We start from the raw sequence: 26,317 nt of genomic DNA, 5'->3' as shown, positions 1-26,317 counted from the left end.
GACCTACCCGTGGTGGCGAGTGGTGATGCCTACCGAATATGGGCGTCGGATTAGGTGGGGCCGCCGAGGTCCGGAGGACCGTAATCGGACAACATCGTTGGCGTGGCCGGTGGTGGTCATGCCGGATTACCGCTCGCTGTACACCTGTCCCTTGGACAGGGTCACTTCATGGTGCCCCGCGCCGGGCGCCATCATGGGGAAACAATTTTCTTCGCCATGCACGCGCACGTCGAGGAAATACGGGCCTTCGGATGCCAGGCAGGCCGCCAGCGCGGCGTCGAGGTCTTCGCGCCGGCTCACCGTATGTGCCTGCCAGCCGAAGGCGCGGGCCAGGGCGACGAAATCGGGCAGCGCCTCCGTGTAGTTGTGGCTGTAGCGCCCGCCATGGATGAGTTCCTGCCACTGGCGCACCATGCCCATATAGCCGTTGTTCAACAGCACCACTTTCACGGGCAGACGGTGCTGCACGGCCGTGGCCAGTTCCTGGATATTCATCAAAATCGACGCGTCGCCGCTGACGCACACGACGCGCTTGCCCGGATGGGCGATCTGCGCGCCGATGGCGGCCGGCAAGCCATAACCCATGGTGCCGGCGCCGCCCGAGGTGAGCCAGCGGCGCGGCTGCTCGAAGCGCATATGCTGCGCGGCCCACATCTGGTGCTGGCCTACGTCGGTGGACACGATGGCGTCCTGTCCGTCCAGGGCCGCCTGCAGCCGGCGCATCAGCGCCTGCGGGGCGATCACGTCCGGCGTGTCGTCGAACGTCAGGCTGTCCTGCGCGCGCCAGCCGTCGATGCGCTGCCACCATGGCTGACGGTCCGCCAGCAAGCGCCCGCGCAGCTGCGCCAGCAGGGCGGTCAGCACGGGTGCGCAATCGCCGCGCAGGGCCACGTCGGCGCGCACCACCTTGCCGATCGACGTCGGGTCGATATCGACGTGGATGATTTTCGCGCCGGGGCAGAAGGCATCCAGCCTGCCAGTCACCCGGTCGTCGAAGCGGGCGCCCACGCAGACGATCAGGTCCGCGTGGTGCATGGCCAGGTTCGCTTCCAGGGTGCCGTGCATGCCCAGCATGCCGAGGAAGGCAGGGTGCGAGGCGGGAAAGGCGCCCAGTCCCAGCAGGGTCAGGGTGCATGGCGCGGCCGCCAGTTTCACCAGTTGCTGGAACGCGGCGCAGGCATCGAGACCGGAATTGATAAGGCCTCCGCCGCCATAGAACACGGGCTGGCGCGCGTTGGCGATCAGGCTGGCGGCCTGATCGATATCGGCCGCGTCGGGCAAGGGGGCGGGGACGTTGGCGGCGGGCAGCAGCGACGTGTTGTCCGCAACGGGCGCCAATTGCATATCCTTGGGAAAATCGATCAGCACGGGACCAGGCCGGCCCTGCGTGGCTTGCGCGTACGCTTCGTGCACGACGGCGGCCGTCTTGTCGGCCGTGCGGATTTGCCGGTTCCACTTGGTGACGGGGCGCGAGATGCCCAGCGCGTCGCATTCCTGGAAGGCGTTCGTGCCGATGCTGGTGGTGGCCACCTGGCCGCTGATGCAGATGACGGGAATCGAATCGCACAGGGCGTCGAGCAAGCCCGTGGTGGTATTGCTCATGCCGGGGCCGGACGTGACGAAGACGACGCCGGGCCGCCCCGTGCTGCGTGCATAACCCTCGGCCGCGTGCACGGCCGCCTGTTCGTGCCGCACGAGCACGTGGCGCAAGCGCGGTTGCGCGTGCAGCGCATCGTACAGGGGCAGCACGGCGCCGCCGGGATAGCCGAAGACCGTATCGACGCCCAGGGCCAGCAGGGTGTCGATCAGGGTACTGGCGCCGTTGCGCGGCGCAAGATCGTGGGCGGGAGCGAGGAGGGGAGCGGGATCGGGTTTCATGTGTCTATTTTCTGCTTGCCCCGGCAGAAAAGGCTGCTGGTTTTCTCGTATAAAATGCCTTGATCAGCAAAATTTGCTGTAAACATGGGAAATTGCAAAATGAAGCTCGACAAATTCGACCTCGCCATCCTGACGGCCCTGCAGCAGGATGCCCGTATCAGTCTGCACGAGCTGAGCGCCAAGGTGGGCCTGACCTCGTCGCCATGCTGGGCGCGCATCAAGCGCATGGAGGACGATGGCGTCATCGAAGGCTATACGGTCAACGTCAACGCGGCCAAGGTGGGGCTGGCCGACACCGTCATCGTGCAAGTGACCCTGGACGACCATTCCGACCAGGCCCTGTTCGAATTCGGCCACGCGCTGGCCATGATCCCGGAAGTGCTCGAAGCGTTCCTCGTCTCCGGCGACTACGACTACTACCTGCGCATTGCCGTGAGCGACACGCGCGACTATGAACGGCTGCTGCGCGAGCGTTTATACAAAATCCCCGGCATCCGCCACAGCAAATCGAGTTTCGTGCTGCGCCAGCTCAAGCAGAGCTATTTGCCGTTGCAGCGATAGCCTGCCCGCACGACGGGAGTTTTTCCCTAGTTCATCGATGGTGGCTGTCCGATACTGGACAGACATAAAAACCATGATAAAAACGGGGACCCGCATGAAACTGACTTTATTGGCTGCGACGGCCTTGGCGCTGTGCCAGGCGCAGGCTGCCGAACCTGCTGCCGCCAGCCTGGCCGCGAACCTGGCCGCCTCGGGCGACTTGCCCACCGTCATCATCACGGGCAGCATGCCGCTGCCCACCGTGGAGCAGCCGCGCGATACTTTGGCCGCGCCCGTGCAGATGGCCAGCGCGCAGCAGATCGCCTCCAGCGGCGCGCTCGATATTTCCGCCTTCCTGCGCCGCAACCTGGGCAGCGTGTATGTGAACGAAGTGCAGAACAACCCATTCCAGCCCGACGTCAGCTACCGCGGCTACACGGCCTCGCCCCTGCTGGGCACGCCGCAGGGATTGTCCGTGTATCTCGATGGCATGCGGCTGAACCAGCCGTTTGGCGACGTCGTCAGCTGGGACTTGATCCCGCGCATGGCGATCAAATCGCTGACCCTGATGCCCGGCTCGAATCCCCTGTTCGGCTTGAATACCCTGGGCGGCGCGCTGGCCTTGCAGACCAAGGATGGCAAGAGCCACCCCGGCACCGCCGTCGAGGCGCGCCTGGGTTCCGATCAACGTCGCGCCGTCGAGGTCGAACATGGCGGCAGCAATGCGCAGGGCTGGCACTGGTATGTGACGGGCAACCGTTTCAAGGAAGTGGGCTGGCGCGACGATTCGCCATCCGACGTGCGCCAGGTATTCGGCAAGCTGGGCTGGAGCGATGCGCGCACCGATATCGCCGTCACGCTCGCCCACGCGGACAATGCGCTGACGGGCAATGGCTTGCAGGAACAGCGCATGCTGGCGCGCGATTACCGCAGCGTCTACACCAAGCCCGACTTGACGGAAAACAGGTCGACCCTGCTGAACCTGACGGGCAAGCACCAGGCCAGCGCTGCCTTGCTCTTGTCCGGCAATGTCTACTACCGCAAGATCGATACGCACACCTACAACGGCGACCTGAACGACGAGTCGCTCGACCAGTCCATCTACCAGCCCGGAGCGGCCGAGCGCGCTGCTCTGGCGGCGGCCGGCTACACGGGCTTTCCCGCCAGCGGGGCAAATGCGTCCAATACGCCTTTCCCGAAATGGCGCTGCATAGCCAACGTGCTGTTGAATGACGAGCCGGCCGAAAAATGCAACGGCATGATCAACCGCAGCCATACCGAGCAGGAAAACTATGGTTTTTCAGGCCAGTTAACCGCGCTGGCCGATGTGGCGGGCGCGCGCCACGCCGTCACGGCCGGCGCCGCCTTCGATGCCAGCCACGCCACCTTCCGCCAGACGAGCCAGTTCGGCTATCTGAACCCGGACCGCGGCATCACGCCCGTCGATTTCTTTGCCGACGGCACACAGATCGACGATGACGGCACGCCCGTCGATAACCGCGTCGACTTGAGCGGGCGCATGCGCACCTGGAGCGTGTATGCGAGCGACAGCATCGCGTTCAGTCAAGACTTGACCCTGACCATCTCCGGCCGCTACAACCGCAGCACGGTGCGCAACCGCGACGCCATCACGCCGGGCGGCGGCAGCGGCTCGCTCGACGGCGACCACCGTTTCAGCCGCTTCAATCCCGCCATCGGCCTGGCCTATGCGCCAGTCAAGGGCGTGAGCGCCTACCTCGGCTACAACGAAGGCAGCCGCATGCCGACGGCCATCGAACTCGGTTGCGCCGACCCGGACAATCCATGCCGCCTGCCCAACGCCATGGCTGGCGACCCGCCCTTGAAACAGGTGGTGACGAAGACGTGGGAAGCGGGCGTGCGCGGCCAATGGGGCGAGGTGGCACGCTGGAGCGCGGGCGTGTTCCGCGCGGAAAACCACGACGATATCCTGTTCGTGGCCGACAACCAGGCCGGTTTCGGCTACTTCAAGAATTTCGGCAAGACGCGCCACCAGGGCATGGAGCTGGCGCTCGACGGCAAGGCGGGCGCGCTGGACTTCGGCGTTAACTACACGTGGCTGCAGGCGACGTACCAAAGCCGGGAAACCGTCAACGGCAGTGCCAACAGCAGCAGCGACGCGGAGGCGCCTGGCCTCGAAGGCAATATCGCCATCATGCCAGGCAACCGGATTCCGCTCACACCGAGCCATATCCTGAAGGCGCACGTGGAGGTTCAGGGCGGACGCGACTGGACGGTGGGCCTGGCCATGACGGCCGTGTCGAGCTCCTATGCGCGCGGCAATGAAAACAATGCGCACCAGCCAGGCGGGCCAGCGTACCTGGGCGCGGGCAAGAGCGGCGGCTACGCCGTGGTGGAACTGAACGGCAAATACCAGCTGACACGGCAACTGAGCGTATTCGCCCAGGTCAACAACCTGTTCGACCGACACTATGCGACGGCGGCCCAGCTGGGCGCGACGGGTTTCGACGCCAACGGCAATTTTGCTGCCCGGCCACTACCGGCCGTGAACGGCGAGTATCCGATGGTCAACGCGACCTTCTATGCGGCCGGCACCCCGCGCAGCGTGAATGTGGGCTTGCGCTACGTGTTTTAAGGGTGGATATGCTCAATGACCCCGTTGCGCAGGGCAAGATGGACGAGGGCGGCGGGGCCGGGCACGTCGAGCTTTTCCTTGATGGAGGTTTGGTGGTTGGCCACCGTCTTGCTGCTCACGTGCAGCAGGCGGGCGCAGTCGGCGGCGCTGCGGCCTTCGGCCAGCAGGCGGAAGATTTCGAATTCGCGCTGGCTCAGGCTGCTCAAGCGCTCCGCTTCCATGCGGGCAGTACCTTGCAGCAGGCCCGGCGCGCTGTGCGGATCGAGGTAGCGCCGGCCCGCGTGGGCCGCGCGCACGGCATCGACCAGGTGTTCCGGGTCGGCCTGTTTGCTGACGAAGCCGCAGGCGCCGCCCTCAAACGCGCGGGCGATCAGCTGCGGCGTGTCGTGCATGCTGAACACGAGCACGCGGGCGCCGGCGTCGCGGGCGATCAGCTTGCGCAGCAATTCCAGGCCGCCGATGCCGGGCATGGACAAATCCGTCACGCAGACGTCGGGCGCGTGTTCCAGATGCAAGCCATACGCCGTTTCGCCATTGCCCGCCTCGGCCACGACGGCGATGTCGCCACCCTGTTCCAGCAGGCGCCGGTAACCGGTGCGCACCACCGGGTGGTCGTCGACCAGCATCACGCGGATCGGTGTCATGGCCGCGTTCATGCCGCACCGGCCGCCAGCGGCATCGCCACTTCGATGCGCAAGCCGTTGCCCAGCGCGCTGATCCAGCGGATATGGCCGCGCAGGCCGGCCACTCTTTCGCGCATGCCCAGCATGCCGAAGCCATCTGCCAGCGTTTTATCCGGGCATAAACCCTGGCCATTGTCTTCGATGGCCAGGTGCAGCAAGCCGTGCGCATCGGCGCGCAATTCCACCGTGGCGTGGTCGGCGCCCGCGTGGCGCGCCACGTTCGTCAAGCCTTCCTGCACCAGGCGGTAGATGGCGGTGGCCGTGCTGTCGTCGAGGTTGGCGGGGATGGCGTGCGGCGCGAAATGGCAAGCGATGCCGTGCTGCTGGGCCCAGCTGTCGCACAGCGCCTGCAGGGCCGGCGCCAGGCCCAGGCTGTCGAGCACGGGCGGGCGCAGCCGGCGCAGCATGGTGCGCACCATCGCATGCAGCGCTTCCGACGAGCGGGCGATGCTGGCGGCGCACGCCTGCACGTTCGCCTGGTCGCCATCGCGCGCGCGCAGGATGTAGCTGGCGGCGGCGCGGATGGCCGTGCAGTCTTGTCCCACTTCATCGTGCAGCTCGCGCGCCAGCGCGCAGCGCTCCTCTTCCTGCGCGCGCAGCAGGCGCTGCGTGAGGGCGCGGTTTTGTGCCAGCAGCAGCGCCACCTGGCGCCCGCGCCGCACGGCAAAGCCGGCCAGGACCAGCGCCAGCAACAACAGGCTCAGAGCCAGTTCATCGAGTTGCCAGTGGTCGTGGCGCCACAGCGCGTAGGTCAGCCGTTCGGCCAGGTCCAGCCTGGCTGCCAGCAGGAAAAAAGCCAGCGCGAGCGCGCAGCACATGAGGAGGTGCCGGGCCGGCCGCGTGCCTGAGCGGCCGTTGCCGGCCAGTTGGTAGTGTTCCATGATGCAGCTCCCTGTGCACGGTCGATCTCTTCGTTGAGCAAGCTTCATGCCATCGGCGCAGGGGCTGTGGCCGGGCGCGCAGGGGAGAGACAAGTGTTCCAGGATGGAACAGGTGTACCGCGATGTGACGGGTGGTGCTATGGCGCGGCGGGCGCGGTTTTCGAGCTTATCTGAAGTCGTGCCGGCATGCTGGCGCACACGTCTGCAGTGTGAGGCATTGTTGTTCCAATGTAACGTTGAGATTCCTCAAGCTTTCATAGATAAAACAAAACAAAGTATCGCAGAGTTAGATAAAAAATAAATAAATGATATTAAAAATATGTTATTTGTTTTATGCGATTTGCTATATTTGTTGACACTTTTGTGAAAAAGCTGAAAGCGGGCGCCAGACCTGCCGACCTATCTATCCACAACAAACAAGGGAATAGAATGAATCGTCCATCACATGCGCGGGTATCGCCCGCCACTGCCCATCCGCCCGCTACCCGCGGTCGCGCCACCATCCTGGCCGCGCTGGCCACCTTGTCCGTCCTGGCCTCGGCGCCGGCCATGGCCGATGTCCTGACCTTCGATAATTTGCGTCCCGACGTGTATGAAAGCGGCCAGACGCTCAATACGTCGAGCTACAACCTGCTGTTCCTGGCCGACCCGACCACGGCGACCGGCGGCGGCGTCAGCGGCGTGGGCGCCATCCTCGATGGGCGCGCGGGTTCGTCGTGCGATATCGCCGCCTGCCCGCAGGGCGGCACCGGCAACTACTTGGCCATCCTCAACGATGGCGGCGTGAATTTCGCGCGTGCCGACCACCAGGCGTTCAGCCTGGCCGGTTTCGACTATTCCTTCATCGCGCCCGTATCCGGCTTGCCCAACATGCAGTGGGGCCAGCTGCAGCTGAGCGGCACCCTCAGCAACGGCCAGGTGGTCAGCACCTCGCTGGCGTTCCCGGGCCAGGGCAGCGATGGCAACTACCATTTCCAGGGCGCTTCCCTGCTGGGCGGCTTCAGCAACTATGCGTTTACGGGCCTGACCTTCAACGCGTGTATCTTCAACGATACGGGCGCGTGCAGCAATTCCATCGATTTCCCCGCCTTTAACCAGGGCCAGTTTGCGCTCGACAATATCAACATCAGCGCCGTGCCGGAACCGTCGACCTACATGCTGTTGCTGGCCGGCCTGGGCGCCATCGGCATGCTGTCGCGCCGCCGCAGCGGCAAGTTCGCCGCGTTCACCGTGCAAGGAGCATGAGATGAAATTACGTCCCGTTTCACTCGCTATCCTCCTGCTGGCCGCCAGCCTGGCGCAAGCGGCGCAGGCGCAGGAACGCCGTTCCTACATCGTGCAGCTGGTCGACAAGCCGGCCGCCACCTACACGGGCCAGGTCGACGGCCTGGCCGCCACCAAGCCGGCCCCGGGCGCACGCATCAACGTGGGCGCCGCCGATGTGCAGGCCTACCTGAGCTACCTCGACACCAAGCAGGCCGCCGTGGCCGGCACCGTCAGCGCGGCGGAAATCACGCACCAGTACAGCGTCGTCTTCAACGGCTTTTCCGCCTTGCTGACGGACGATGAAGTGCGGGCCCTGAAGAAAAACAGCGGCGTGGCCAGCATCAGCGCCGACTCCATCCTGCAGCTCGACACCAGCTACACGCCCACCTTCCTGGGTCTGGACAAGCCGGGCGGCCTGTGGGAACAACTGGGCGGCAAGACGCACGCGGGCGAAGACATCATCATCGGCATCGTCGACAGCGGCATCTGGCCCGAGAACACGGCTTTTGCCGACCGCCTCGACGAGAACGGCGTGCCCAGCCACAGTGGCAGCAACGTCGTGTACGGCGCGCCGCCGGCCAGCTGGCAGGGCACTTGTCAGACGGGCGAAGGTTTTAGCGCCGAGAATTGCAACAACAAACTGATCGGCGCGCGCTACTACCGCGCCTCCACGGCGGCGCTGCACTGGACGGAATTCCGTTCGCCGCGCGATTCCGTCGCCGGCCTGACGGGGCACGGCGGCCATGGCACGCATACGGCGTCCACGGCCGGCGGCAACAATGGCGCCTTGGCCACCTCGAACGGCGTGTCGCTGGGCAAGGCATCGGGCATGGCACCGCGCGCCCGCATCGCCGCCTATAAAGTGTGCTGGACGGCCGCATCGACGGGCCGCAACGGTTGCGCCACGGCCGACAGCGTGGCCGCCATCGATCAGGCCGTCAAGGATGGCGTCAACGTCATCAACTTCTCCATCGGCCCGAACGCGGGCGGCGGCGCCTTCGACGAGCCGACGGAAGTCGCCTTCCTCGGTGCGGCCGCGGCCGGCGTGTTTGTCGCCACGTCGGGCGGCAATTCCGGCCCATCCACGCCGGCACCCGACGTGCCGGCGCCCGTCTCTCACATCAGCCCTTGGCTGGCGACGGTCGCCAATTCCACCCACAACCGCCTGTACGCGGGCAATGTCATCCTCAGCAACGGCACCAGGCTGGAAGGCGCATCGAGCAATGCGAAGACGCCGGCCCTGCCGCTGATCCGCTCGCGCGATGCGGGCCTGGCCGGCGTGCTGCCGACGGACCTCAATTTGCTGCGCTGCTTCGGCGGGGCCGATGCCACGTCCGCTTATCTCGACCCGGTAAAAGTGGCGGGCAAGATACTCGTGTGCGACCGTGGCGGCAACGTGTTGGTCAACAAGAGCGCGAATGCCAGGACGGCGGGCGCGGCGGGCGTGGTCATCGCCAACGTGGCTGGCGGCGCCAACACCATCATCAACCAGGCGCACACGCTGTCGACCGTGCACCTGGCGCAGGCACAGGGCGATGCGCTGAAGGCATTCATGGCGTCCACTCCGGACGGCACGGCGGCATTGGGCGAAATCCATACCATCCCCGACACGACGGTGCAGGCGCCGATCGTCAGCGACCGTTCCTCGCGCGGACCGAACGTGGCCAATGCGAACATCCTGAAACCGGATCTCTCGGCGCCCGGCACCAACATCCTCGCCGGCGTGACGGCCGACCTGACCCCGGCGCAGCGCGATGCCGTGGCGGCCGGTGGTGTGGCGCCAGTGGCCGAGTGGGATTTCTATTCCGGCACTTCGATGGCCAGCCCGCACGTGGCCGGCGTGGCGGCGCTGCTCAAGCAGCAGCATCCGAGCTGGTCGCCCGCGGCCATCAAGTCGGCGCTGATGACGACGGCCTTCAGCACCTATCCCGATGGCTTGAACGGTTCCGTGTCGTGGGATGCCACGGCGAAGAACTCGGGCCAGCTGCCGTGGGGCCAGGGCGCCGGCCACATCGCGCCGAACAGCGCGGCCGATCCCGGCCTCGTGTACGACGTGTCGGAAATCGACTATGCGCGCTTCTTGTGCGGCCTGAACCTGAAGGTCTACAGTCCCGCCACGTGCCAGGCCGTCGGCACCATTCCTGCCTACAACCTGAACCTGGCGTCGCTGACGGCGGCCAACGTGCTGGGCACGCAAGTGCTGACGCGCACGGTGACCAACGTGGGCGCCAGCAGCGCCGTCTATAACGTCTCGGCCAGCCTGCCCGGCTACACGGTGGCGGTGACGCCAACGAGTTTGAGCCTGGCGCCTGGCGCCAAGGGCCAGTACCAGGTCAAGCTGACGCGCACCACGGCGCCGGCCAATACCTGGACCTACGGCGCCCTCAGCTGGACGGATGGCACGCACACGGTGCGCAGCCCGCTGACGGCGCGCGGCACGTCGCTGGCCGCCATTCCGCTGGTCAGCAGCGAAGCGGCCACGGGCAGCAAGGTGCTGACCCTGGGCACGGGCTTCACGGGCGCGCTGGTCGGCGTCAAGTCGGGTCTCGTCGAAGCCGTGCGCCAGACGCGCACGATCGGCCAGGCGGTGACGGGCGCTGCCGCATCGGCTGCCTGCAAGGCCGGTGGCGCCACGGGCGTGAACGTGCACAACGTGGTGATTCCGGCCGGCACCCTGGCGGCGCGCTTTGCCACCTACGACTCGGAAACGACGGGCGGCGCGAATACCGACCTGGACATGGAGGTCTACAACGCCGCCAATGTGCTGGTCGGCAGCAGCGGCAATGAAAGTTCCAATGAGCAGGTGGAACTGCGCCTACCCGCCGCCGGTACCTACAAGGTGTGCATGATCGGTTTTGCGCCGCAAAACGGCCAGGCCGACTACGCCTTGTCGTCGTGGGTGCTGGCGCCGGGCTTGAACAACGGCATTTTCAAGGCGCTGATGCCGGGCACGGCCTACGTGGGCGGCACGGCGTCTGTATCGCTGAGCTGGTCCAACCTGGCCGAAGGCAAGCGCCACCTGGGCGCCGTCGGCTACCAGGTAGCTGGCGTGGTGCAGGGCGTGACGGTGGTCGAGGTCAATACCAATGATCCCGTGCCGCTGTTCCAGAACGCGCGCGGCGCCAAGCCGGTGCTGGCCGAGTAAACCGTTGCAGATGTAAGCGCAAGGCGTGCCTCCGGGCACGCTTTTTTTTTAACGGAGACCCCCGTTCGGGATGAATAGCACTTGCATGGAGGTAACGCCCCCGGTATCTTGTCGGCTAGCCAAGGCTTTGTGGCCTGGCATTCTTGGGGAGTCGCGCGTGACCAGTTTCCGCACCAATACCGACCGCCTGCTGGAAGTGCGCCTGCAGGATGAAAAAGTGCTGGCGATTGCCGGCGCGATGGTCGCCTATACGGGCGCCATCAAATTTGAAAAGTCCCTGCTCGGCGGCGAGGGCCTCTTCGGCGCGCTCAAGCGCAAGGTGACGAACGAAGGCATGCAGGTGATGCAGGCCTCTGGCACGGGCACGGTGTTTTTCGCGCAGAATGCGGCCGAGATCACCGTCATGGCGCTGGCCGGCGAAAAGCTGACCATCGAAAGCAGCAGCCTGCTGGCCTACGACACGAGCCTGAAGACGGGCACCAGCTTTGCGGGCCTGCGCGGCGCCAGTTCGGGCCAGGGCCTGTTTTCCACCACCGTCGAAGGCAACGGCAACCTGGCCGTCATTTCGCGCGGCAACCTGATCATGCTGGAAGTGACGCCCGCGCATCCGCTGCGCGTGGACCCGGACGCTTTCGTCGGATTCAAGGGCGACATCCGCCAGGAATTCGTTTTCGACGTCAACTGGCGCACGATGATCGGCCAGAGCTCGGGCGAATCGTACCAGCACAAATTCACAGGCCAGGGCGTGGTGTTCATCCAGCCCGCCGAACGTTAAGTTAGCGAGGACCCGCGATGCCTGTCTATCAGCAGATCAATGAAAAGATGCTTGAGGTCAAACTCGGCAATGAAGAAGTGTTCGCGCGCAAGGGCGCCATGGTGTCGTACCAGGGCGACGTGGCGTTCAGCCGCTCTTTCCTGGCCGGCCAGGGCGTGCAAAGCCTGGCCATGCGCGCCGTCACGAACGAAGGCTACGCCATGATGTCGGCGCGTGGCACGGGCAGCGTGTTTTATGCGCAGGGCGGCCTGTTCGTCACCATCGTCCCCGTGCGCGGCGAAACGTTTTACGTGGAAAGCGATTCCCTGCTGGCCTTCGATGCGCGCCTGACGGCCGGCACCATGTTCCTCGGCAACCAAGGCGGCGTGCAGGGCGTGGTGCGCGGCATGGCCTCGGGCCAGGGCTTGTTTACCACCACCTTGCAAGGCACGGGCGATGTGGCGATTTTGTCCGACGGTAACGCCATCGGCTTGCCCGTCACGCCGGACGTGCCCGTCTTTGTCGACCCGCAGGCGTATATCGGCCACACGGGGCAGCTGAGCTCGACCATCGTCACGGACTTGAACTGGAAAACTTTCGTCGGCCAGGCGTCCGGCGAATCGTACCAGGTGAAGTTCACGGGCCAGGGCACGGTCTACATCCAAGCGAGCGAAAGGTAAGCCATGACGATTTACACTCCCGATACCTTGCCGAAGAACGATAACCTGAACCGTTTTTCGTATGTCATCGACGTCAAGGAACAGATATTCATTCGCAAGGGCAAGATGATCGCCTTCTATGGCGAACTGCGCTTCGAAGCCATGGGCAGCAGCGTGCTCGACCTGATCGTACGCAATGCCTTCAATGCGCCGAAATACATCCACCACTTTGTCGTGGCGCAAGGGCAAGGCCAATTGATTTTGGGCGACAACGGCAACGACCTGGCGTGCTACGACCTGGACAACGCCAACATGACCATCCGCGCGAAAAACCTGCTGGGTTTTACGAAGGATGTGATTTGCCAGGAATCGACCTTGCCCGGCTACCTGACGATGATAGGCACCGGTAAAGTGATCGCCTCGTCGAACGGCCCCGTGCATTTCCTCGAGTTGCCGTGCCGGGTGGACGAGCAGGCCGTGCTGGGATGGGCCGATTGCCCCAGCCCCTCGTATCACTACGATTACGCCCACGTGCAGGGCTGGGCCTCGGCCGCCGGCGCGCTCACGGGTTTTACCCTGTCGGGCGAGGAAAAGCAGATCGACTTCACGGGCGCCGGCACGGTGCTGGTGCAATCGTCCGAGCTGGACGTGACGGGCAGCTCGGCCCTGGCCAACCTGCTGGCGCAATTGCCGATGCTGGGCAAGGAAGACCTGGGGACCTTGAGCTTGTCCGTGCAGCAGCAGATGAAAGAACAGCGTTAAGCTACTTGACGGTCGCCCAGCCGGGCGGCCGTTTTTCTAAAAAGGCGGTGACGCCTTCGTCCGCATCCTCTTCCATCATGTTGCGCGCCATCACGTCGCCCGCATACGCATACGCCTCGTCCAGCGGCAGCTGGCGCTGCCGGTAGAACATGGCCTTGCCGTAGCGGATGGCCGTCGGGCTTTTCGCCATGATCTGCCGCGCCAGGCGCGCCACGGCTTCGTCGAGCGCCGCGTCGGCCACGGTCTCGTTGATCAAGCCCCAGTCGGCGGCCGTGTCGGCGTCGATGAAGCGGCCCGTCACCAGCATGTCGAAGGCCCGCTTGGGCGACACATTACGCGACAGGGCCACGGACGGCGTGGCGCAGAACAGGCCCACGTTGATGCCGGACACGGCAAAACGGGCGGATGCGCCCGCCACGGCCAGGTCGCAGCTGGCCACCAGCTGGCAGCCGGCCGCCGTAGCGATGCCATGCACGCGGGCAATCACGGGCACGGGCAAGGTTTGAATGGCTTGCATGACGCGCGAGCATTGCGCGAACAGGGTTTGATAATACGCAAGCTGGCGCGTAGCCTGCATCTGCCGCAAATCGTGGCCCGCGCAAAAAGCCTTGCCTTCGGCAGCCAGCACCACGCAGCGCACATGCGGCTGCTGCGCGATGGCGTCCAGCGCTTCCTGCAGCGCCGCCAGCATGCCTTCGGACAGGGCATTGAATTGCAGCGGGCGGTTCAGGCGCAAGGTGACGAGGCCATTTTGCTCTTCGCGCAGCACCAGCGGTGCTGCCGTGTCATGTATTGCGGTCATGTGGTCTCCGGTGGTGAATTTGATGGGGCTTGTGCCCTGATCATAGCCTGCTTGCATCTTCAATCGCGCCATATTGTTTTTGGCAGCGAAGACAGAAAAAACTGCGCCGCTGGCTCTTGCCCAGGACGGCTTTGTGCAGTGGAATATGGCAGCGTGGACAGGTCTTTTTGGCATGCGCCAGCCAGTGCGCCTTCAGAGTGCCCGCTTTTTTCCAGCCGAGAAAATCAAAGCTGTACTGGCGCGCCTGTTCCACCAGCATGCGCAACTTGGGCGCGGGCAGAGCGCCGACTGGCGAGAGCGGGTGGACGCGGATGCGGAACAGCACCTCGTTCTTGATGATATTGCCCACGCCGGCAAAGATATCCTGGTCCAGCAAGGCGTCGCATGCCAGCAAGTCGGGCCGCGCGCGCAGCTTCTTGCGAGCGCGCGCCCCATCCCAGGCGGGATTCATCACGTCGCCGCGCCAGTCATAGAGGGTATCGAGATCGGCATCCAGGGGCTTGATGGAGCAGGCATAGAAATTGAGTTCGCTGCCATCGTCAAATTCCAGCTGCAGCCGCGGTGGCGTATCCTTGCGTTCGTTGATGCGGTAGCTGCCGAACAATAGAAAATGGATGCGTAGCGCACTGTGCGGCAACTGCAGCAGGAAGTGCTTGCCCCAGCTGCGCAGCGCCAGCAGCGGCTGCCCCTGCAGTTGCGCAAGATCGATTTTTTTGCAGTTGCCGCTGGCCCGCGCGATCGTCTTGCCGGCAAAGGAAGCAGCCTGTTCGCACAAGATGACGATAGAAGGTCCTTCTGGCATCGCAACTCTCCCGGGAGGTCAAGGCGTTGCCGCGACCGTTCCAGACAGTGTCGATTAAACGCCACCATCGTGGCGCACGGCAGGCCGGCTTACTTGGCGGCGTTGACGCTGCCGATGCCGGCGATCGATTTGTGCACGATCTTCGGCTTGCCGTAATACGTCAGTTCGCCCATGCCGCGCACCACGGCGTTCAGTTCGCCCGAGGAATATACCTTGACGGAGCCGATGCCTTCGAAATTCACGTCGACGTTTTTCGCCAGCAAGGCTTTCGTATCGACTTCGCCCACGCCTTGCGCCTTCAGGCGCAGCCAGTCGACCTGGCCATCGGCGGCCAGGCGGCCCGCGCCCTTGTAGCTGATGTCGACTCTTGGACCGTTGAGCTTGGTCAATATCTTCTCGCCCGCGCCTTCCGCGATCAGCTTGCGCAAGGTGGGCATGGCGATGATGACGCGCGGGTCGCCCTCCGTTTTCTTGATGTCCTTGTCCTTCATCGAGATTTTCAGCTCGCCATCGACCACTTCCGTGATCACGCCGCTGAGGAATTTCTGGTCGCCGCGCAGCAGCAGGCTTTGCTCCTTGCCCGATTCCACTTCGATGCTGATGGGGCCGCGGATGTCGATGGCGTTGAAGGCGGCTACCGTGCGGGTTTGCTCGTCGGCATGCGCGAGGGTGGAGAGGCAGGCGAGGGACAGGACTGACAACAGGAACAGAGGACGCATGGCGGTTTCCTTGAGTAGTTGATCAGTGTATTCTATTGTGCAACATCTCGATTGGGGAGAAATTTGCGACGAACGGCACAAATCGCGGTGCGGACGACACGGCGCCGCCGGCCAGCCGCGCGCCCGGCAAGGCGCCGTTGGTCTATGCTATGGCGTACCGCGTCCTGGAGAGCAGATGAAAAATTACCACAAAGAAGATTATCCCGTCGCCGATATCCGGCGCTTTCTCGAACCGGGGCCGGTGGTGCTCGTCAGTTCAACGTGGCAGGGCGAAAGCGACGTCATGACCATGGCCTGGCACATGCTGATGGAATTTACGCCATCGTTGCTGGGCTGCTTTATTTCCGACGCGAACCACAGCTATGAAATGATCAAGCGCAGCATGGAATGCGTGATCAACCTGCCCACGGCCGACATGGTCGACCAGGTCGTCGCCATCGGCAATTGCAGCGGCGAAGATACGGACAAGTTCACGGCCTTCGGCTTGACGGCCCAGCCCGCCGAGCTGGTGGGCGCGCCCCTGATCGCCGAGTGCTACGCCAACTTCGAATGCAAGCTGGCCCAGGTGGCGGGCAATCCGAAAGGCGGCTTCTTCATCTTCGAGTGCGTGAAAGCCCACGTGGCCACCTCGCCCAAGCTGCCCGAAACGTTACATTACCGCGGCAACGGCGAGTTCATGGTGTCGGGCCGGACCATCAGCCGCAAGAGCTTGATGAAACCGGAAATGTCGTAGGTCGGCGTAGGTCGGATTAGGCGCAAGGCGCCGTAATCCGACACCACCGTTGGCCGATGATTAAATCACGCCCTGTGCCAGCATCGCATCGGCCACTTTCACGAAACCGGCGATATTGGCGCCATCGACATAGCTGACCGTGCCATCGGCGCGCGTGCCGTATTGCTTGCACGCGGCGTGGATGCCTTGCATGATCTGCAGCAAACGCGCATCGACTTCTTCGCGCGGCCAGGAAATTCTGGCCGCGTTCTGGCTCATTTCCAGGCCGGACGTGGCCACGCCGCCCGCATTGCTGGCCTTGCCCGGCGCGTACAGCACGCCGGCCGCTTCGAAGGCTTTCGCTGCCTCGATGGTGGTGGGCATGTTGGCGCCTTCGGCCACGCACTGCACGCCATTGGCGATCAAGGTGCGCGCATCGTCGATGTTCAGTTCATTTTGCGTGGCGCAGGGCAGGGCGATGTCGACCGGCACATGCCATGGCGACACGCCCGACTGGAAGCGTACGCCCGTGCGCGCGGCGTAATCGCTGACCCGGCCATACAAATGGTTCTTGACCTCCATCAGGATGGCCAGCTTTTCCGGCGTAAAGCCTGCCTCGTCGATGACGGTGCCGCTCGAATCGGAGACGGTGATGACTTTCGCGCCCATGGCCATGGCTTTTTCGACCGCGTACTGCGCCACGTTGCCCGAACCGGACACGGACACGCGCATGCCTTCGAACGAGCGGCCCCGCGTTTTCAGCATTTCCTGCGCAAAGTACACGGTGCCGTAGCCCGTCGCTTCCGGCCGCATCAGCGAGCCGCCGAAGCTGGCGCCCTTGCCCGTAAACACGCAGTCGGCGCGGTTGCTGAGCTTTTTCATCATGCCGGCCATATAGCCCACTTCACGCCCGCCCACACCGATGTCGCCGGCCGGCACGTCCGTGTCCGAACCCACGTGGCGGAACAGTTCGCTCACGAAGGCCTGGCAGAAGCGCATCACTTCGCCCGGGCTCTTGCCCTTCGGATCGAAATCGGAGCCGCCCTTGCCGCCGCCCATCGGCAAGGTCGTCAGCGCATTCTTGAACGTCTGCTCGAAGGCGAGGAATTTCAGCACGGACAAGGTCACGGAAGGGTGGAAGCGGATGCCGCCCTTGTACGGCCCGATGGCCATGCTGTGCTGGATGCGGTAGCCGCGATTGACTTGCACTTGCCCGTGATCATCGACCCACGACACGCGGAACATCACCACGCGCTCGGGCTCGATCAAGCGTTCCAGCAAGCCTTGTTCCGCGTATTTCGGGTGCTGTTCCAGGAACGGCCACAAGCTCTCCATGACTTCGGTGACGGCTTGCAGAAACTCGGGTTGACCTGGATTGCGTGCGGCGACATGCTGGACATACTCGTGAGCAGATGCGTATTTCATCAGAATTCCATGGAGGTAATCGGTTATTTGGGCAACTATCATCGCAGATTTCGCACAAAAATGGTGCGGAAATTTGGTTTTGAGGGGTTTCTGCTACATTGTGGGGATTTTTTGGGGCACTGTGGCCGATGCGAGCCGTAAACGACAACGCCAGCCCGAAGGCTGGCGTTGTCGTCATTCTTGCGTGCCTGGCTCGTCAAGCCAGGACAGGGATCACCCCGCCATGCCGCGCAGGATCAAGCCCGTGATGTAGGCGCCATAGGTGCCCAGCGCATAGCCGAGCACGGCCAGCAGCACGCCGACGGGGGCCAGGGCCGGGTGGAAGGCGCTGGCGATGACGGGAGCCGAGGCGGCGCCGCCGATGTTCGCTTGCGATCCCACGGCCATGAAGAACAGGGGCGCGCGGATCAGCTTGGCGACGAGCAGCATCAGGCCGCCATGCACGGCGATCCAGATCAGGCCCAGCAGGAACAAAAATGGCTTGTCGAGCAGGGCGCCCAGGTCCATGTGCATGCCGATGGTTGCCACCAGCACGTACAGCATGGCCGAGCCGATGGTCGAGGCGCCCGCGCCTTCCAGGCTGCGTGCCTTGGTAAAGCTGAGCAGCAGGCCGAAGGTGGTGGCGAGCACGACGATCCAGAAGAAGTTCGACGTCAGGCTGTAATCCTGCAGGCGCCATGCGGCGGGCAGGGTGTTGATCCAGCTGATGATGGGGCCGGCGAGGAAATGCGACAGGCCCGTCACGCCCAGGCCCACGCCGAGGATGATCATGATGTCGGTCAGGTTGGCGATGCGCGCGTGCTGCGTACGGTAGCTTTCGATGCTGTCCTTGAGCGCATTGATGGCCGTCAAATCGGCACCGGTCCAGCGGTCGAAGGCACCCGCGCGGCCGGCCAGGAACAGCAGCACGGCCGTCCAGACGTTGGCCACCAGCACGTCGACGGCGACGAACTGGCCAAACAAGGTCGCATCCACTTCAAACACTTCCTTCATGGCCGCCTGGTTGGCGCCGCCGCCTATCCACGAGCCGGCCACGGTGGTCATGCCGCGCCACGTGTCGCCGGCCACGGTTTCCGGGTGAATCAAACGCAAGGCTTCGAACGACACGAGGGCGCCCAGCATCACGCCCAGGGTGCCCGTCAGGAACATGATGATGGCTTTGGGGCCGAGGCGGATGATGCCGCCGAAATCGATGGCCACGCACAGCAGGACCAGCGCGCTGGGCAGAAGGTAATCGCGCGCCACGGCGTACAGGCCGGACGCGTTGCCGTCGATGATGCCGAAGGTGTTCAGCAACGCCGGGATCAAATAGCACATCAGCAGCGACGGGATATACGTGTAGAACTTTTTCCAGAAGCCGTCGGGGCGGGAAGCGCTCCAGAAGACGGCTCCCAGGGTCATGGCGAGCAGGCCGAGGACGACGGCGTCATTGGTGATCAGGGCGGGTGTGGCAGGTGGCATCGGGGATTCCGGTGAACGTGTCAGGGACGCACCGGGTTCCGATAACGGCCCCGGGCGCAGGGTGGCCGTATCGTATAGCAATGTTGAAGCCTAAACAAATTGTTTAGGCGGCGATGCGGAAATTTTCACTTGTCGAATCAAACACTTATATACTGGTTCATCACCCCGCGCACCAGACTGGCGGTTACAAATAGCGCGCCAGCAAAGCCTTGTCGAGAGCGCCGTCGAGTTCGATGCGCACGAAGTGGCCGCTGCCGGGCGCCACCTGGATCTCGCTGCCGTCATCGCTGAGCATGCGTGCTATGGTGAAATCGCGGTTGCCGCCCGGATGCACGGCTTCGATCCGGTCGCCCACGGCGAAGCGGTTTTTTACTTCCACCCTGGCCCAGCCGTCCGCCACGCCCAGCACGTCGCCCACGTACTGGCTGCGATCCGCCTCGGACGCGCCGCGCATGTAGTTCTGGTGCGCCTGGGTATGGTGGCGCTGGTAAAAACCGTCCGTGTAGCCGCGGTTGGCCAGGCCTTGCAGCTGGCCCAGCAGGCCAATGTCGAAGGGGCGGCCCGCGACGGCGTCATCGATGGCCTGGCGGTAGACTTGCGCCGTGCGCGCCGCGTAGTACAGCGACTTGGTGCGGCCCTCGACCTTCAGCGAATCGACGCCGATTTTCACCAGGCGCTCGATATGCTCGACGGCGCGCAAGTCCTTCGAATTCATGATGTAGGTGCCGTGCTCGTCTTCGAGTATCGGCATCAGCTGGCCCGGGCGCTGGGCTTCTTCAATCAGGTAGGGCTGGTCGGCCAGCGGGTGGCGCGGCTGCTGGTGCAGGGCGGAAAACGCATTGTTGTCGGCCTCGGCCAGCGCCTGGTGAAATTCCAGCGGCACCACCTGAATGCCGCCCAGGTCGCCGCTGGCGTCTTCGGACGCATTTTTCACCTTGTAATCCCAGCGGCAGGAATTCGTGCACGTGCCCTGGTTCGGGTCGCGGTGGTTGAAATAGCCGGACAGCAGGCAGCGGCCCGAATAGGCGATGCACAGGGCGCCGTGGACGAATACCTCGAGCTCCATTTCCGGGCAGCGCTGGCGGATTTCCTCGATCTCGTCGAGCGACAGTTCGCGCGACAAAATCACGCGCGTCAAACCCATGCGGTGCCAGAATTTGACATCGGCCCAGTTGACGGCATTCGCCTGCACGGACAGGTGCACGGGAATCTCCGGCCACTTGTCGCGCACCATCATGATCAGGCCCGGGTCGGCCATGATCAGCGCGTCGGGGCGCATGACGATCACTGGTTCCATGTCGCGCAAATACGTTTTCAGCTTGGCGTTGTGGGCGAAGATATTGCTGGCGACAAAGAACTGCTTGCCGCGCGCATGCGCGCCATCGATGCCCTCCTGCAAGGCTTGCAAGGTCGAAAAATCGTTATTGCGCACGCGCAAGCTGTAGCGCGGCTGGCCCGCGTAGACGGCGTCAGCGCCATAGTCGAAGGCGGCATGCATCTTGGCCAGGGAGCCTGCAGGCAGGAGGAGTTCGGGAGCGTGGCGCATGGAGGATGGGCAAAGCCGGCGATCTTATGCTGGCTGGCCGCATATTGCATTGCCTTGGATCAAGGGATTGGCATTCGCCGCAAGGTGCTCAGACGTAAGGCGTGCCCGCCATGGCGGCGTTCAAACCCATGTGTCCCTGGTCCACCAGGGACAGAAAGCCGGTCTTGGCCAGCTGCGCATCGCCATGCTGCGCGAAGGCACGGTGCGCTTCGATGAGGGCGGTGCTCCAGGTGGCCAGCAGCAGGCTGGCCGCCAGTTGGGCAAGGGGGTCGCCGTCATCGCACCCCGTGCATTCCGTCAGCGCATGCGCGACCACTTGCGCCAGCTCGTCGCGGATCGCCCGCGCCCGCGCTTTCAAGGTGTCGCTGGCTTCGATGGTGGCAATGAAGCCCTGGCCGGCGGCGGAAAACGTGATGTAGGGACTGTCTTCAAGCACCAGCCGGTGCGCCAGCAGGCGCAAAGTTTCGATGGGAGCAATGGCTGGGTCGCGCTGGCGCAAGGCGGCGCGCAGCAGCTCGCGTCCCTCTTCCTCGCGGTCGAAGAACATGTCTTCCTTGCGCGGGAAATGGTTGAACACTGTCATGCGTCCTACGCTGGCGGCCGCCGCGATTTCGTCCACCGTCACCTGCTCGAAGCCACGCACGAAAAACAAACGCGTGGCGGCGTTCGAGATGGCTTGCCGGGTGGCAATGCGTTTGCGGGAGCGGAGGTCGGAAGGAATCGTCATGTTGCCACGATCATACACTAAGTGTACTGAGTACAGATAATGCTTGATGGCGCGGCTGGACCGGGCGTACTATTTATGTACTGAGTACATATTTGGATTGAGCTATGAAAGAATCCCTTCCTGTGGCGGCGCTGCCTGTCATCTTTGCCACTGTCTTGCTCGACGCCGCCGGTATCGGCCTGATCTTTCCCATCCTGCCGGCGCTGCTACGCGACGTCACGCATGCCGATAATGTGGCGCCGTATATTGGCATCATGACGGCCCTGTATGCACTGATGCAATTCATCTTTGCGCCCGTGCTCGGAGCGCTGAGCGACCGCCTGGGTCGGCGTCCCGTGCTGCTGCTTTCCTTGGGCGGCGCTGCCGTCAATTATCTGTTCCTCGCCTTCGCGCCGAGCCTGTGGATGCTGCTGCTGGGGCGTGCCATCGCGGGCCTGACCAGTGCCAATGTTTCCGTGGCCACCGCTTACATCGCCGACATTTCGCCCGAGGCGACACGGGCGCGCCGCTTCGGCTTGCTCAACGCCATGTTCGGCGCCGGCTTCATCATCGGTCCCGTGCTGGGCGGCGCGCTGGGCGATGACGGGCTGCGCCTGCCGTTCATGGCGGCGGCCGTGCTGAACGGTTGTAACCTGCTGCTGGCGTTTTTTACCTTGCCTGAGTCACGTCCAACCCTACGTCGGCCGACAGGCGAAAAAGTCGACCTGGCGGCATTGAATCCCTTGCGTTTCTTGCGCTGGGTCTTCTCTGAGAAAAGCTTGCTGCCGATCACCGTCATCTTCTTTACCTTCAGCGCGGCCGGCGAAGTGTATGGCGTGTGCTGGGCCTTGTGGGGTCACGATGCGTTCGCGTGGAATGGATTGTGGATCGGCCTGTCGCTGGGCGCCTTTGGCGTATGCCAGGCGCTGGCGCAAGCCTTCTTGCCCGGCCCTGCCGTGAAACTGCTGGGTGAGCGCGCTACCATCCTGGCGGGTGTAGCTTGCGCCTGCGTGGCATTGACCGTCATGGCGTTTGCCACCCGGAGCTGGATGATCTTCGCCATCATGCCCGTGTTCGCCTTGGGCGGCATCGGCGCGCCGGCCCTGCAGTCGCTGGCTACGCGCCAGGTTGCCGGGGATCGGCAAGGCCAGTTTCAGGGTGTGCTGGCCTCGGCCGTGAGCCTGGCTTCCGTGCTGTGTCCGCTGGTGTTTTCCAGCATTTATTTTGGCGTCAGGGCGTACTGGCCGGGCGCGGTCTGGTTGTCGGTGATTGTTGTGTACGCGGCGCTGGTGCCGCTCGTGCTGGGCTTGTCGCTGGCGTCAAGCAATTCTGCATCATCGCGGGGATAGGAACCCTGCATTTCATGCACTGCGGCGGGCGCAAAATCGTCGACCTGTATCAAGCCGTCGACCAGGCGCGCATAGTCGAGCAAGGTATTGTGCTCCTGGCAGCTGACCGAGCCCTTCGCCTTGGCTGCGGCCAGCCACTGCTGCATGGCGGACAGGCTTTGCGGCAGGTGCCGCAGGGCCGCGCCTGCGGGCGTGTCTTTCAGGCGTTTTTCGATGTGCAGGATGTCGGGCAGCAGGGCCAGGGCCCGTTCGGCGCAGGCCACGGGATCGCTGCCTTGGCTGTCCTCGCTGGCGACATAGCCGTCGGCCAGCAGGCGTTCGCGGTCGGCGCCCGGCGTTTGCAGGGCCAGCGCCACCGCGCTGCCCAGTTCGTCGGATGGCGGACGGTGGGGCAGGCCAAACGGGAACAGCAAGGTGCGCAGCAGCACGGCCAGCACGCGCGCGGGGAAATTGTCGAGCACGCCCGTCAAGCCCTGCTGCGCCTTGACCAGCGCATCTTGCAGCGACCAGTGCACGTAAGGCAGGTCGGCCTCGGGCCGGCCATCATCCTCGTAGCGCTTCAGCACGGACGACGCCAGGTACAGCTGCGCCAGCACGTCGCCCAAGCGGGCGGACAGCCGCTCGCGGCGCTTGAGTTCGCCACCGAGCACGAACATCGACATATCCGTCATGACGGCAAACGCCGTCGACAGCCGCGTCAGGGCGCGGTAGTAGGGCGTCAGTACAGGCGCGCCGGCATCGGGCACGGCCGCCATGTGCGCGCCGCCCAGTCCGTACCACAAGCCCCTGGCCAGGTTGCCCAGCACAAAGCCGACGTGGCCAAAGAAGGCCGAGTCGAAATCGCGCAAGGCCTTGCGGCCGTCGCCTTCGCTGACGGCGGCCATTTCCCTGAGCACATATGGATGCGCGCGGATGGCGCCCTGGCCGAAGATGATCAGGCTGCGCGTGAGGATGTTGGCCCCTTCGACCGTGATGGCGATGGGGATTTGCTGATAGGCGCTGGCGAGGAAATTGTTGGGGCCGATGCAGATGCCTTTGCCGCCGAGAATATCCATGCCGTCGTTGACGAGCGCGCGGCCCCGTTCCGTGACGTGGTATTTGACGATGGCGGAAATGACGGCCGGCTTTTCGCCCAGGTCGACGGCATGCGCGGCCAGGGTGCGGGCCGCATCCATCAGGTACAGGTTGGCGCCCATGCGGGCCAGCGCTTCCTGCACCCCCTCGAATTTGCCGATCGGCATGTTGAACTGGCGCCGCACGGCCGCATACGCGCCGGTGCCGCGCACGGCCATCTTGCCCATGCCCACGCTGGACGAGGGCAACGAAATGGCGCGCCCGGCCGCCAGGCATTCCATCAGCATGCGCCATCCCTTGCCCACCTGCGCCTGGCCGCCGATGACCCAGTCGATGGGAATGAACACATCGTTGCCCGACGTGGGGCCGTTCTGGAAGACGGCGTTCAACGGGCGGTGGCGGCGGCCGATCACGACGCCGTCGTGGCTGGCGGGAATCAGGGCGCAAGTGATCCCCGGTGCATCGTTGCTGGACAGCAGATGATCGGGGTCGCTGGTCTGGAATGCCAGCCCCAGCAAGGTCGCCACGGGCGCCAGGGTGATGTAGCGCTTGTTCCACGTGAGGCGGAAACCCAGGGTAGGACGCCCTTCATGCATACCCATGCAGACCACGCCCAGGTCGGGAATGGCGGCCGCATCGGAACCCGCGTATGGGCTGGTCAGCGCGAAGCAGGGAATTTCGGTGCCGTTGGCCAGGCGCGGCAGATAATGGTTTTTCTGTTCTTCTGTGCCGTAGTGCAGCAGCAGTTCGGCCGGTCCCAGCGAATTGGGCACCATCACGGTCACGGCCAGCGCCGAGCAGCGGCTCGACAGCTTCATCACCACTTGCGAGTGCATGTAGGCGGAGAATTGCTTGCCGCCATATTGCTTCGGGATAATCATGCCGAGGAAGCCCTGGCTTTTTAGGTAGTCCCAGGCCGCCGGCGGCAAGTCCAGTTGTTGCTGCGTTTCCCAGTCATCGACCAGTTCGCACAGCCGCTCGACGTCGTGCTCAAGAAAGTGGCGCTCTTCAGCCGTGAGCGAGGCGCGTCCATACGCCAGCAGTTTGGGCCAGTCGGGCTGGCCGGAAAACAGGTCCGCATCCCACCACGTGGTACCGGCCTCGAGCGCGTCGCGCTCCGTGTCGGACATCGTCGGCAAAATGCGCTTGAACAGGGCCAACAGGTGCGGGGCAAGCAGGGCGCGGCGCACGGGGCCGGGCGCGAACAGTACAACCAGGCCCAGCGGGGCCGCCACCAGTATGATCGTCAGCATGCGATATCTCCCTGTTATATGACAACAGGATAGGCCGAGATGGCGAATGTTACTGTGCGGTACAGCGCATACGCACAACGCCAACCGCAGGGGTTAGCGTTGTGGTGTCAGGCGTGAAGCGTATTAATGTTGTGGAACGACAATCACCGTATCGCCCTGTTTGCCCTTGGCGCCCGTGTCGCCTTTGGCGCCTTCATCGCCGGCAGCACCAGCGTCGCCCTTGGCGCCATCGTCGCCTTGCATGCCGCTGTCGCCGGTCTGGCCCGTGGCGCCGGTGGCACCGGTCGCGCCGGCAGGGGCTTCAGCGCCAGTGGCACCCGTCGCGCCGGCAGGACCAGGCGCGCCGACAGGGCCGGGAACGACTTGCACGACGGTAGGCGCGGGTGGTGCTTCGCGCTGGCAAGCGGTCAAGGCAAGGGTAGAGGCGAGCGCGAGCAATATCAGGGTAGTTTTCATGATGCATCCTTTGGCAGTGTGCCGTTATGTACGGAACGGCTCGACGGCGTCGGGCGCGAGTTTCGCATGGCGGTGTGGCGGGGAGAGCTGACCAGATGGCCGTTGCGCCGTGTCGCGCAGGAGGCTGGCGGCGGGAAGGGATGTGGTCTGCCTGCAGCATGGGCTCTTGGGCTGCTGCAGTCCGTTCGTTTGCGTACACAGCGGCGGGGTGGGGGAGGTTTTGTGCAAAGGAAAACAAAAAGCCAACCCGAAGGTTGGCTGTGGCTGTTCAGCTGGGATCGGCAGCACCGTGACTTGGAGCCTGGCGCTGCCTGATGCGCTTATTTAACGGTGAAACTCCTGTCGTGGCCGCCATTTGTACTCGTATAGTCTAATACGTCACGGAAGGCGAGCGAGCCGACCAGCCATTCGCCCGCTTTGGCGCCTGCGGGGATCGTCACCGTCGAACTGAAGGTGGCATGCTTCGCGTCGCCGGACGCCAGTTTCCATTGGCTGTTGATGCGGGTGCCGCCGTTGTCGGCGATGTTGTACCAATAGGGGGCGGGCAGGGCGTTGAGATTGACGCCGGTGGCATCTGTCACGCTGACGGTGGCCGTCACCTGTTGACTTGTCTGCGAGACGTCAACGATGGCGGGGGTGACAGTGATGGCAGAAACGGTGGGCCCTGACGTGTCGCTGAGCCCATTGCTTTGCACGGTGAAACCCTGGCTGTAGCCGCCATTTGTACTCGTATAGTCTAATACGTCACGGAAGGCGAGCGAGCCGACCAGCCATTCGCCCGCTTTGGCGCCTGCGGGGATCGTCACCGTCGAACTGAAGGTGGCATGCTT

General features: G+C 64.1%; 21 protein-coding genes and 1 pseudogene. 9 read left to right on the top strand and 13 right to left on the bottom strand.

What is annotated here, in order from left to right; translation table 11 throughout:
* Positions 1–126: 126 nt before the first annotated feature.
* A complete protein-coding gene (gene ilvB, locus ACQ4WO_RS20430) occupies positions 127–1,878 on the bottom strand; it encodes a biosynthetic-type acetolactate synthase large subunit (protein WP_436483015.1) in 1,752 nt (583 codons plus the stop codon).
* 99 nt (positions 1,879–1,977) lie between these two features.
* Between ilvB and ACQ4WO_RS20425 the strand changes: the two genes are divergently transcribed.
* Both ACQ4WO_RS20425 and ACQ4WO_RS20420 read left to right on the top strand, forming a co-directional pair.
* Entirely contained in the window at positions 1,978–2,439 is a 462-nt protein-coding gene (locus tag ACQ4WO_RS20425) for an Lrp/AsnC family transcriptional regulator (RefSeq protein WP_034784295.1), read from the top strand.
* A gap of 94 nt (positions 2,440–2,533) precedes the next feature.
* Positions 2,534–5,032 carry a TonB-dependent receptor gene (locus ACQ4WO_RS20420; protein WP_436483014.1) on the top strand — a complete coding sequence of 833 codons (2,499 nt, stop codon included), beginning with the start codon at positions 2,534–2,536 and terminating at the stop codon, positions 5,030–5,032.
* Here the strand turns inward: ACQ4WO_RS20420 and ACQ4WO_RS20415 are convergent.
* The gene (locus tag ACQ4WO_RS20415) at positions 5,029–5,676 is read right to left on the bottom strand and encodes a response regulator (protein ID WP_436483013.1); all 648 of its coding nucleotides are present in this window, start codon (positions 5,674–5,676) and stop codon (positions 5,029–5,031) included. The genes ACQ4WO_RS20420 and ACQ4WO_RS20415 overlap by 4 nt on opposite strands.
* An 8-nt stretch (positions 5,677–5,684) precedes the next feature.
* Complete coding sequence (locus tag ACQ4WO_RS20410; protein WP_436483012.1) at positions 5,685–6,596, bottom strand: histidine kinase; 912 nt, start codon at positions 6,594–6,596, stop codon at positions 5,685–5,687.
* 429 nt (positions 6,597–7,025) lie between these two features.
* On the opposite strand from ACQ4WO_RS20410, the gene ACQ4WO_RS20405 reads away from it, so the two are divergent.
* From ACQ4WO_RS20405 to ACQ4WO_RS20385, 5 genes are all read left to right on the top strand, one after another.
* Positions 7,026–7,841 (top strand): NF038120 family PEP-CTERM protein, encoded by an 816-nt coding sequence (locus ACQ4WO_RS20405; protein WP_436483011.1) that lies wholly within the window; start codon positions 7,026–7,028, stop codon positions 7,839–7,841.
* A 1-nt stretch (position 7,842) separates the two neighbouring features.
* Positions 7,843–11,007 carry a S8 family serine peptidase gene (locus ACQ4WO_RS20400; protein WP_436483010.1) on the top strand — a complete coding sequence of 1,055 codons (3,165 nt, stop codon included), beginning with the start codon at positions 7,843–7,845 and terminating at the stop codon, positions 11,005–11,007.
* Positions 11,008–11,164: 157 nt separating this feature from the next.
* A complete protein-coding gene (locus tag ACQ4WO_RS20395; RefSeq protein WP_181877963.1) occupies positions 11,165–11,782 on the top strand; it encodes an AIM24 family protein in 618 nt (205 codons plus the stop codon).
* 17 nt (positions 11,783–11,799) lie between these two features.
* Entirely contained in the window at positions 11,800–12,441 is a 642-nt protein-coding gene (locus ACQ4WO_RS20390) for an AIM24 family protein (RefSeq protein ID WP_034753503.1), read from the top strand.
* Between the two features lie 3 nt (positions 12,442–12,444).
* A complete protein-coding gene (locus ACQ4WO_RS20385) occupies positions 12,445–13,182 on the top strand; it encodes an AIM24 family protein (protein WP_436483009.1) in 738 nt (245 codons plus the stop codon).
* A gap of 1 nt (position 13,183) precedes the next feature.
* Here the strand turns inward: ACQ4WO_RS20385 and ACQ4WO_RS20380 are convergent, their stop codons facing one another.
* From ACQ4WO_RS20380 to ACQ4WO_RS20370, 3 genes are all read right to left on the bottom strand, one after another.
* Entirely contained in the window at positions 13,184–13,984 is an 801-nt protein-coding gene (locus ACQ4WO_RS20380) for an enoyl-CoA hydratase (protein ID WP_436483008.1), read from the bottom strand.
* A gap of 40 nt (positions 13,985–14,024) precedes the next feature.
* Complete coding sequence (locus ACQ4WO_RS20375) at positions 14,025–14,786, bottom strand: DNA-formamidopyrimidine glycosylase family protein (RefSeq protein ID WP_436483007.1); 762 nt, start codon at positions 14,784–14,786, stop codon at positions 14,025–14,027.
* A gap of 89 nt (positions 14,787–14,875) precedes the next feature.
* On the bottom strand, positions 14,876–15,505 hold the full coding sequence (locus ACQ4WO_RS20370; RefSeq protein WP_436483006.1) for a head GIN domain-containing protein: 630 nt from the start codon (positions 15,503–15,505) through the stop codon (positions 14,876–14,878).
* A gap of 175 nt (positions 15,506–15,680) precedes the next feature.
* Here ACQ4WO_RS20370 and ACQ4WO_RS20365 point away from each other — a divergent pair, with 175 nt between their 5' ends.
* Positions 15,681–16,238, top strand: coding sequence for a flavin reductase family protein (locus ACQ4WO_RS20365; protein ID WP_436483005.1), 558 nt, complete (start codon positions 15,681–15,683; stop codon positions 16,236–16,238).
* Between the two features lie 60 nt (positions 16,239–16,298).
* Here the strand turns inward: ACQ4WO_RS20365 and gdhA are convergent, their stop codons facing one another.
* From gdhA to ACQ4WO_RS20345, 4 genes are all read right to left on the bottom strand, one after another.
* Positions 16,299–17,642, bottom strand: coding sequence for an NADP-specific glutamate dehydrogenase (gene gdhA / locus ACQ4WO_RS20360; protein WP_436483004.1), 1,344 nt, complete (start codon positions 17,640–17,642; stop codon positions 16,299–16,301).
* A gap of 213 nt (positions 17,643–17,855) precedes the next feature.
* Positions 17,856–19,103, bottom strand: a complete 1,248-nt coding sequence (locus tag ACQ4WO_RS20355; RefSeq protein WP_128141202.1) for a DUF819 family protein — start codon at positions 19,101–19,103, stop codon at positions 17,856–17,858.
* A 184-nt stretch (positions 19,104–19,287) separates the two neighbouring features.
* Complete coding sequence (gene trhP / locus ACQ4WO_RS20350; protein WP_436483003.1) at positions 19,288–20,649, bottom strand: prephenate-dependent tRNA uridine(34) hydroxylase TrhP; 1,362 nt, start codon at positions 20,647–20,649, stop codon at positions 19,288–19,290.
* An 88-nt stretch (positions 20,650–20,737) separates the two neighbouring features.
* Positions 20,738–21,376, bottom strand: a complete 639-nt coding sequence (locus tag ACQ4WO_RS20345; protein ID WP_436483002.1) for a TetR/AcrR family transcriptional regulator — start codon at positions 21,374–21,376, stop codon at positions 20,738–20,740.
* A gap of 104 nt (positions 21,377–21,480) precedes the next feature.
* Here ACQ4WO_RS20345 and ACQ4WO_RS20340 point away from each other — a divergent pair, with 104 nt between their 5' ends.
* Entirely contained in the window at positions 21,481–22,704 is a 1,224-nt protein-coding gene (locus ACQ4WO_RS20340; protein ID WP_436483001.1) for a TCR/Tet family MFS transporter, read from the top strand.
* A gap of 26 nt (positions 22,705–22,730) precedes the next feature.
* On the opposite strand, the pseudogene ACQ4WO_RS20335 reads toward ACQ4WO_RS20340, so the two are convergent.
* The 3 genes and pseudogenes from ACQ4WO_RS20335 to ACQ4WO_RS20325 form a co-directional block, all read right to left on the bottom strand.
* A pseudogene (locus ACQ4WO_RS20335) lies at positions 22,731–25,031 on the bottom strand (acyl-CoA dehydrogenase); the annotation flags it as partial.
* A gap of 123 nt (positions 25,032–25,154) precedes the next feature.
* On the bottom strand, positions 25,155–25,487 hold the full coding sequence (locus tag ACQ4WO_RS20330; protein ID WP_436483000.1) for a collagen-like protein: 333 nt from the start codon (positions 25,485–25,487) through the stop codon (positions 25,155–25,157).
* A 320-nt stretch (positions 25,488–25,807) separates the two neighbouring features.
* A partial coding sequence (locus ACQ4WO_RS20325) for a DUF7034 domain-containing protein (RefSeq protein WP_436482999.1) occupies positions 25,808–26,317 on the bottom strand: 510 nt, incomplete at its 5' end.

It is taken from the genome of Janthinobacterium aestuarii (assembly GCF_051380835.1).
Taxonomy (GTDB): Bacteria; Pseudomonadota; Gammaproteobacteria; order Burkholderiales; family Burkholderiaceae_D; genus Janthinobacterium; species Janthinobacterium aestuarii.
Note: the sequence above shows the minus strand (reverse complement) of the source record. Positions and strands in the feature narration are given on the sequence as shown.

Coding starts and splice junctions, on each gene's coding strand:
- ilvB (WP_436483015.1), bottom strand. CDS start 1,878: ATGAAACCCGATCCCGCTCCCCTCCTCGCTCCCGCCCACGATCTTGCG.
- ACQ4WO_RS20425 (WP_034784295.1), top strand. CDS start 1,978: ATGAAGCTCGACAAATTCGACCTCGCCATCCTGACGGCCCTGCAGCAG.
- ACQ4WO_RS20420 (WP_436483014.1), top strand. CDS start 2,534: ATGAAACTGACTTTATTGGCTGCGACGGCCTTGGCGCTGTGCCAGGCG.
- ACQ4WO_RS20415 (WP_436483013.1), bottom strand. CDS start 5,676: ATGACACCGATCCGCGTGATGCTGGTCGACGACCACCCGGTGGTGCGC.
- ACQ4WO_RS20410 (WP_436483012.1), bottom strand. CDS start 6,596: ATGGAACACTACCAACTGGCCGGCAACGGCCGCTCAGGCACGCGGCCG.
- ACQ4WO_RS20405 (WP_436483011.1), top strand. CDS start 7,026: ATGAATCGTCCATCACATGCGCGGGTATCGCCCGCCACTGCCCATCCG.
- ACQ4WO_RS20400 (WP_436483010.1), top strand. CDS start 7,843: ATGAAATTACGTCCCGTTTCACTCGCTATCCTCCTGCTGGCCGCCAGC.
- ACQ4WO_RS20390 (WP_034753503.1), top strand. CDS start 11,800: ATGCCTGTCTATCAGCAGATCAATGAAAAGATGCTTGAGGTCAAACTC.
- ACQ4WO_RS20385 (WP_436483009.1), top strand. CDS start 12,445: ATGACGATTTACACTCCCGATACCTTGCCGAAGAACGATAACCTGAAC.
- ACQ4WO_RS20380 (WP_436483008.1), bottom strand. CDS start 13,984: ATGACCGCAATACATGACACGGCAGCACCGCTGGTGCTGCGCGAAGAG.
- ACQ4WO_RS20375 (WP_436483007.1), bottom strand. CDS start 14,786: ATGCCAGAAGGACCTTCTATCGTCATCTTGTGCGAACAGGCTGCTTCC.
- ACQ4WO_RS20370 (WP_436483006.1), bottom strand. CDS start 15,505: ATGCGTCCTCTGTTCCTGTTGTCAGTCCTGTCCCTCGCCTGCCTCTCC.
- ACQ4WO_RS20365 (WP_436483005.1), top strand. CDS start 15,681: ATGAAAAATTACCACAAAGAAGATTATCCCGTCGCCGATATCCGGCGC.
- gdhA (WP_436483004.1), bottom strand. CDS start 17,642: ATGAAATACGCATCTGCTCACGAGTATGTCCAGCATGTCGCCGCACGC.
- ACQ4WO_RS20355 (WP_128141202.1), bottom strand. CDS start 19,103: ATGCCACCTGCCACACCCGCCCTGATCACCAATGACGCCGTCGTCCTC.
- trhP (WP_436483003.1), bottom strand. CDS start 20,649: ATGCGCCACGCTCCCGAACTCCTCCTGCCTGCAGGCTCCCTGGCCAAG.
- ACQ4WO_RS20345 (WP_436483002.1), bottom strand. CDS start 21,376: ATGACGATTCCTTCCGACCTCCGCTCCCGCAAACGCATTGCCACCCGG.
- ACQ4WO_RS20340 (WP_436483001.1), top strand. CDS start 21,481: ATGAAAGAATCCCTTCCTGTGGCGGCGCTGCCTGTCATCTTTGCCACT.
- ACQ4WO_RS20330 (WP_436483000.1), bottom strand. CDS start 25,487: ATGAAAACTACCCTGATATTGCTCGCGCTCGCCTCTACCCTTGCCTTG.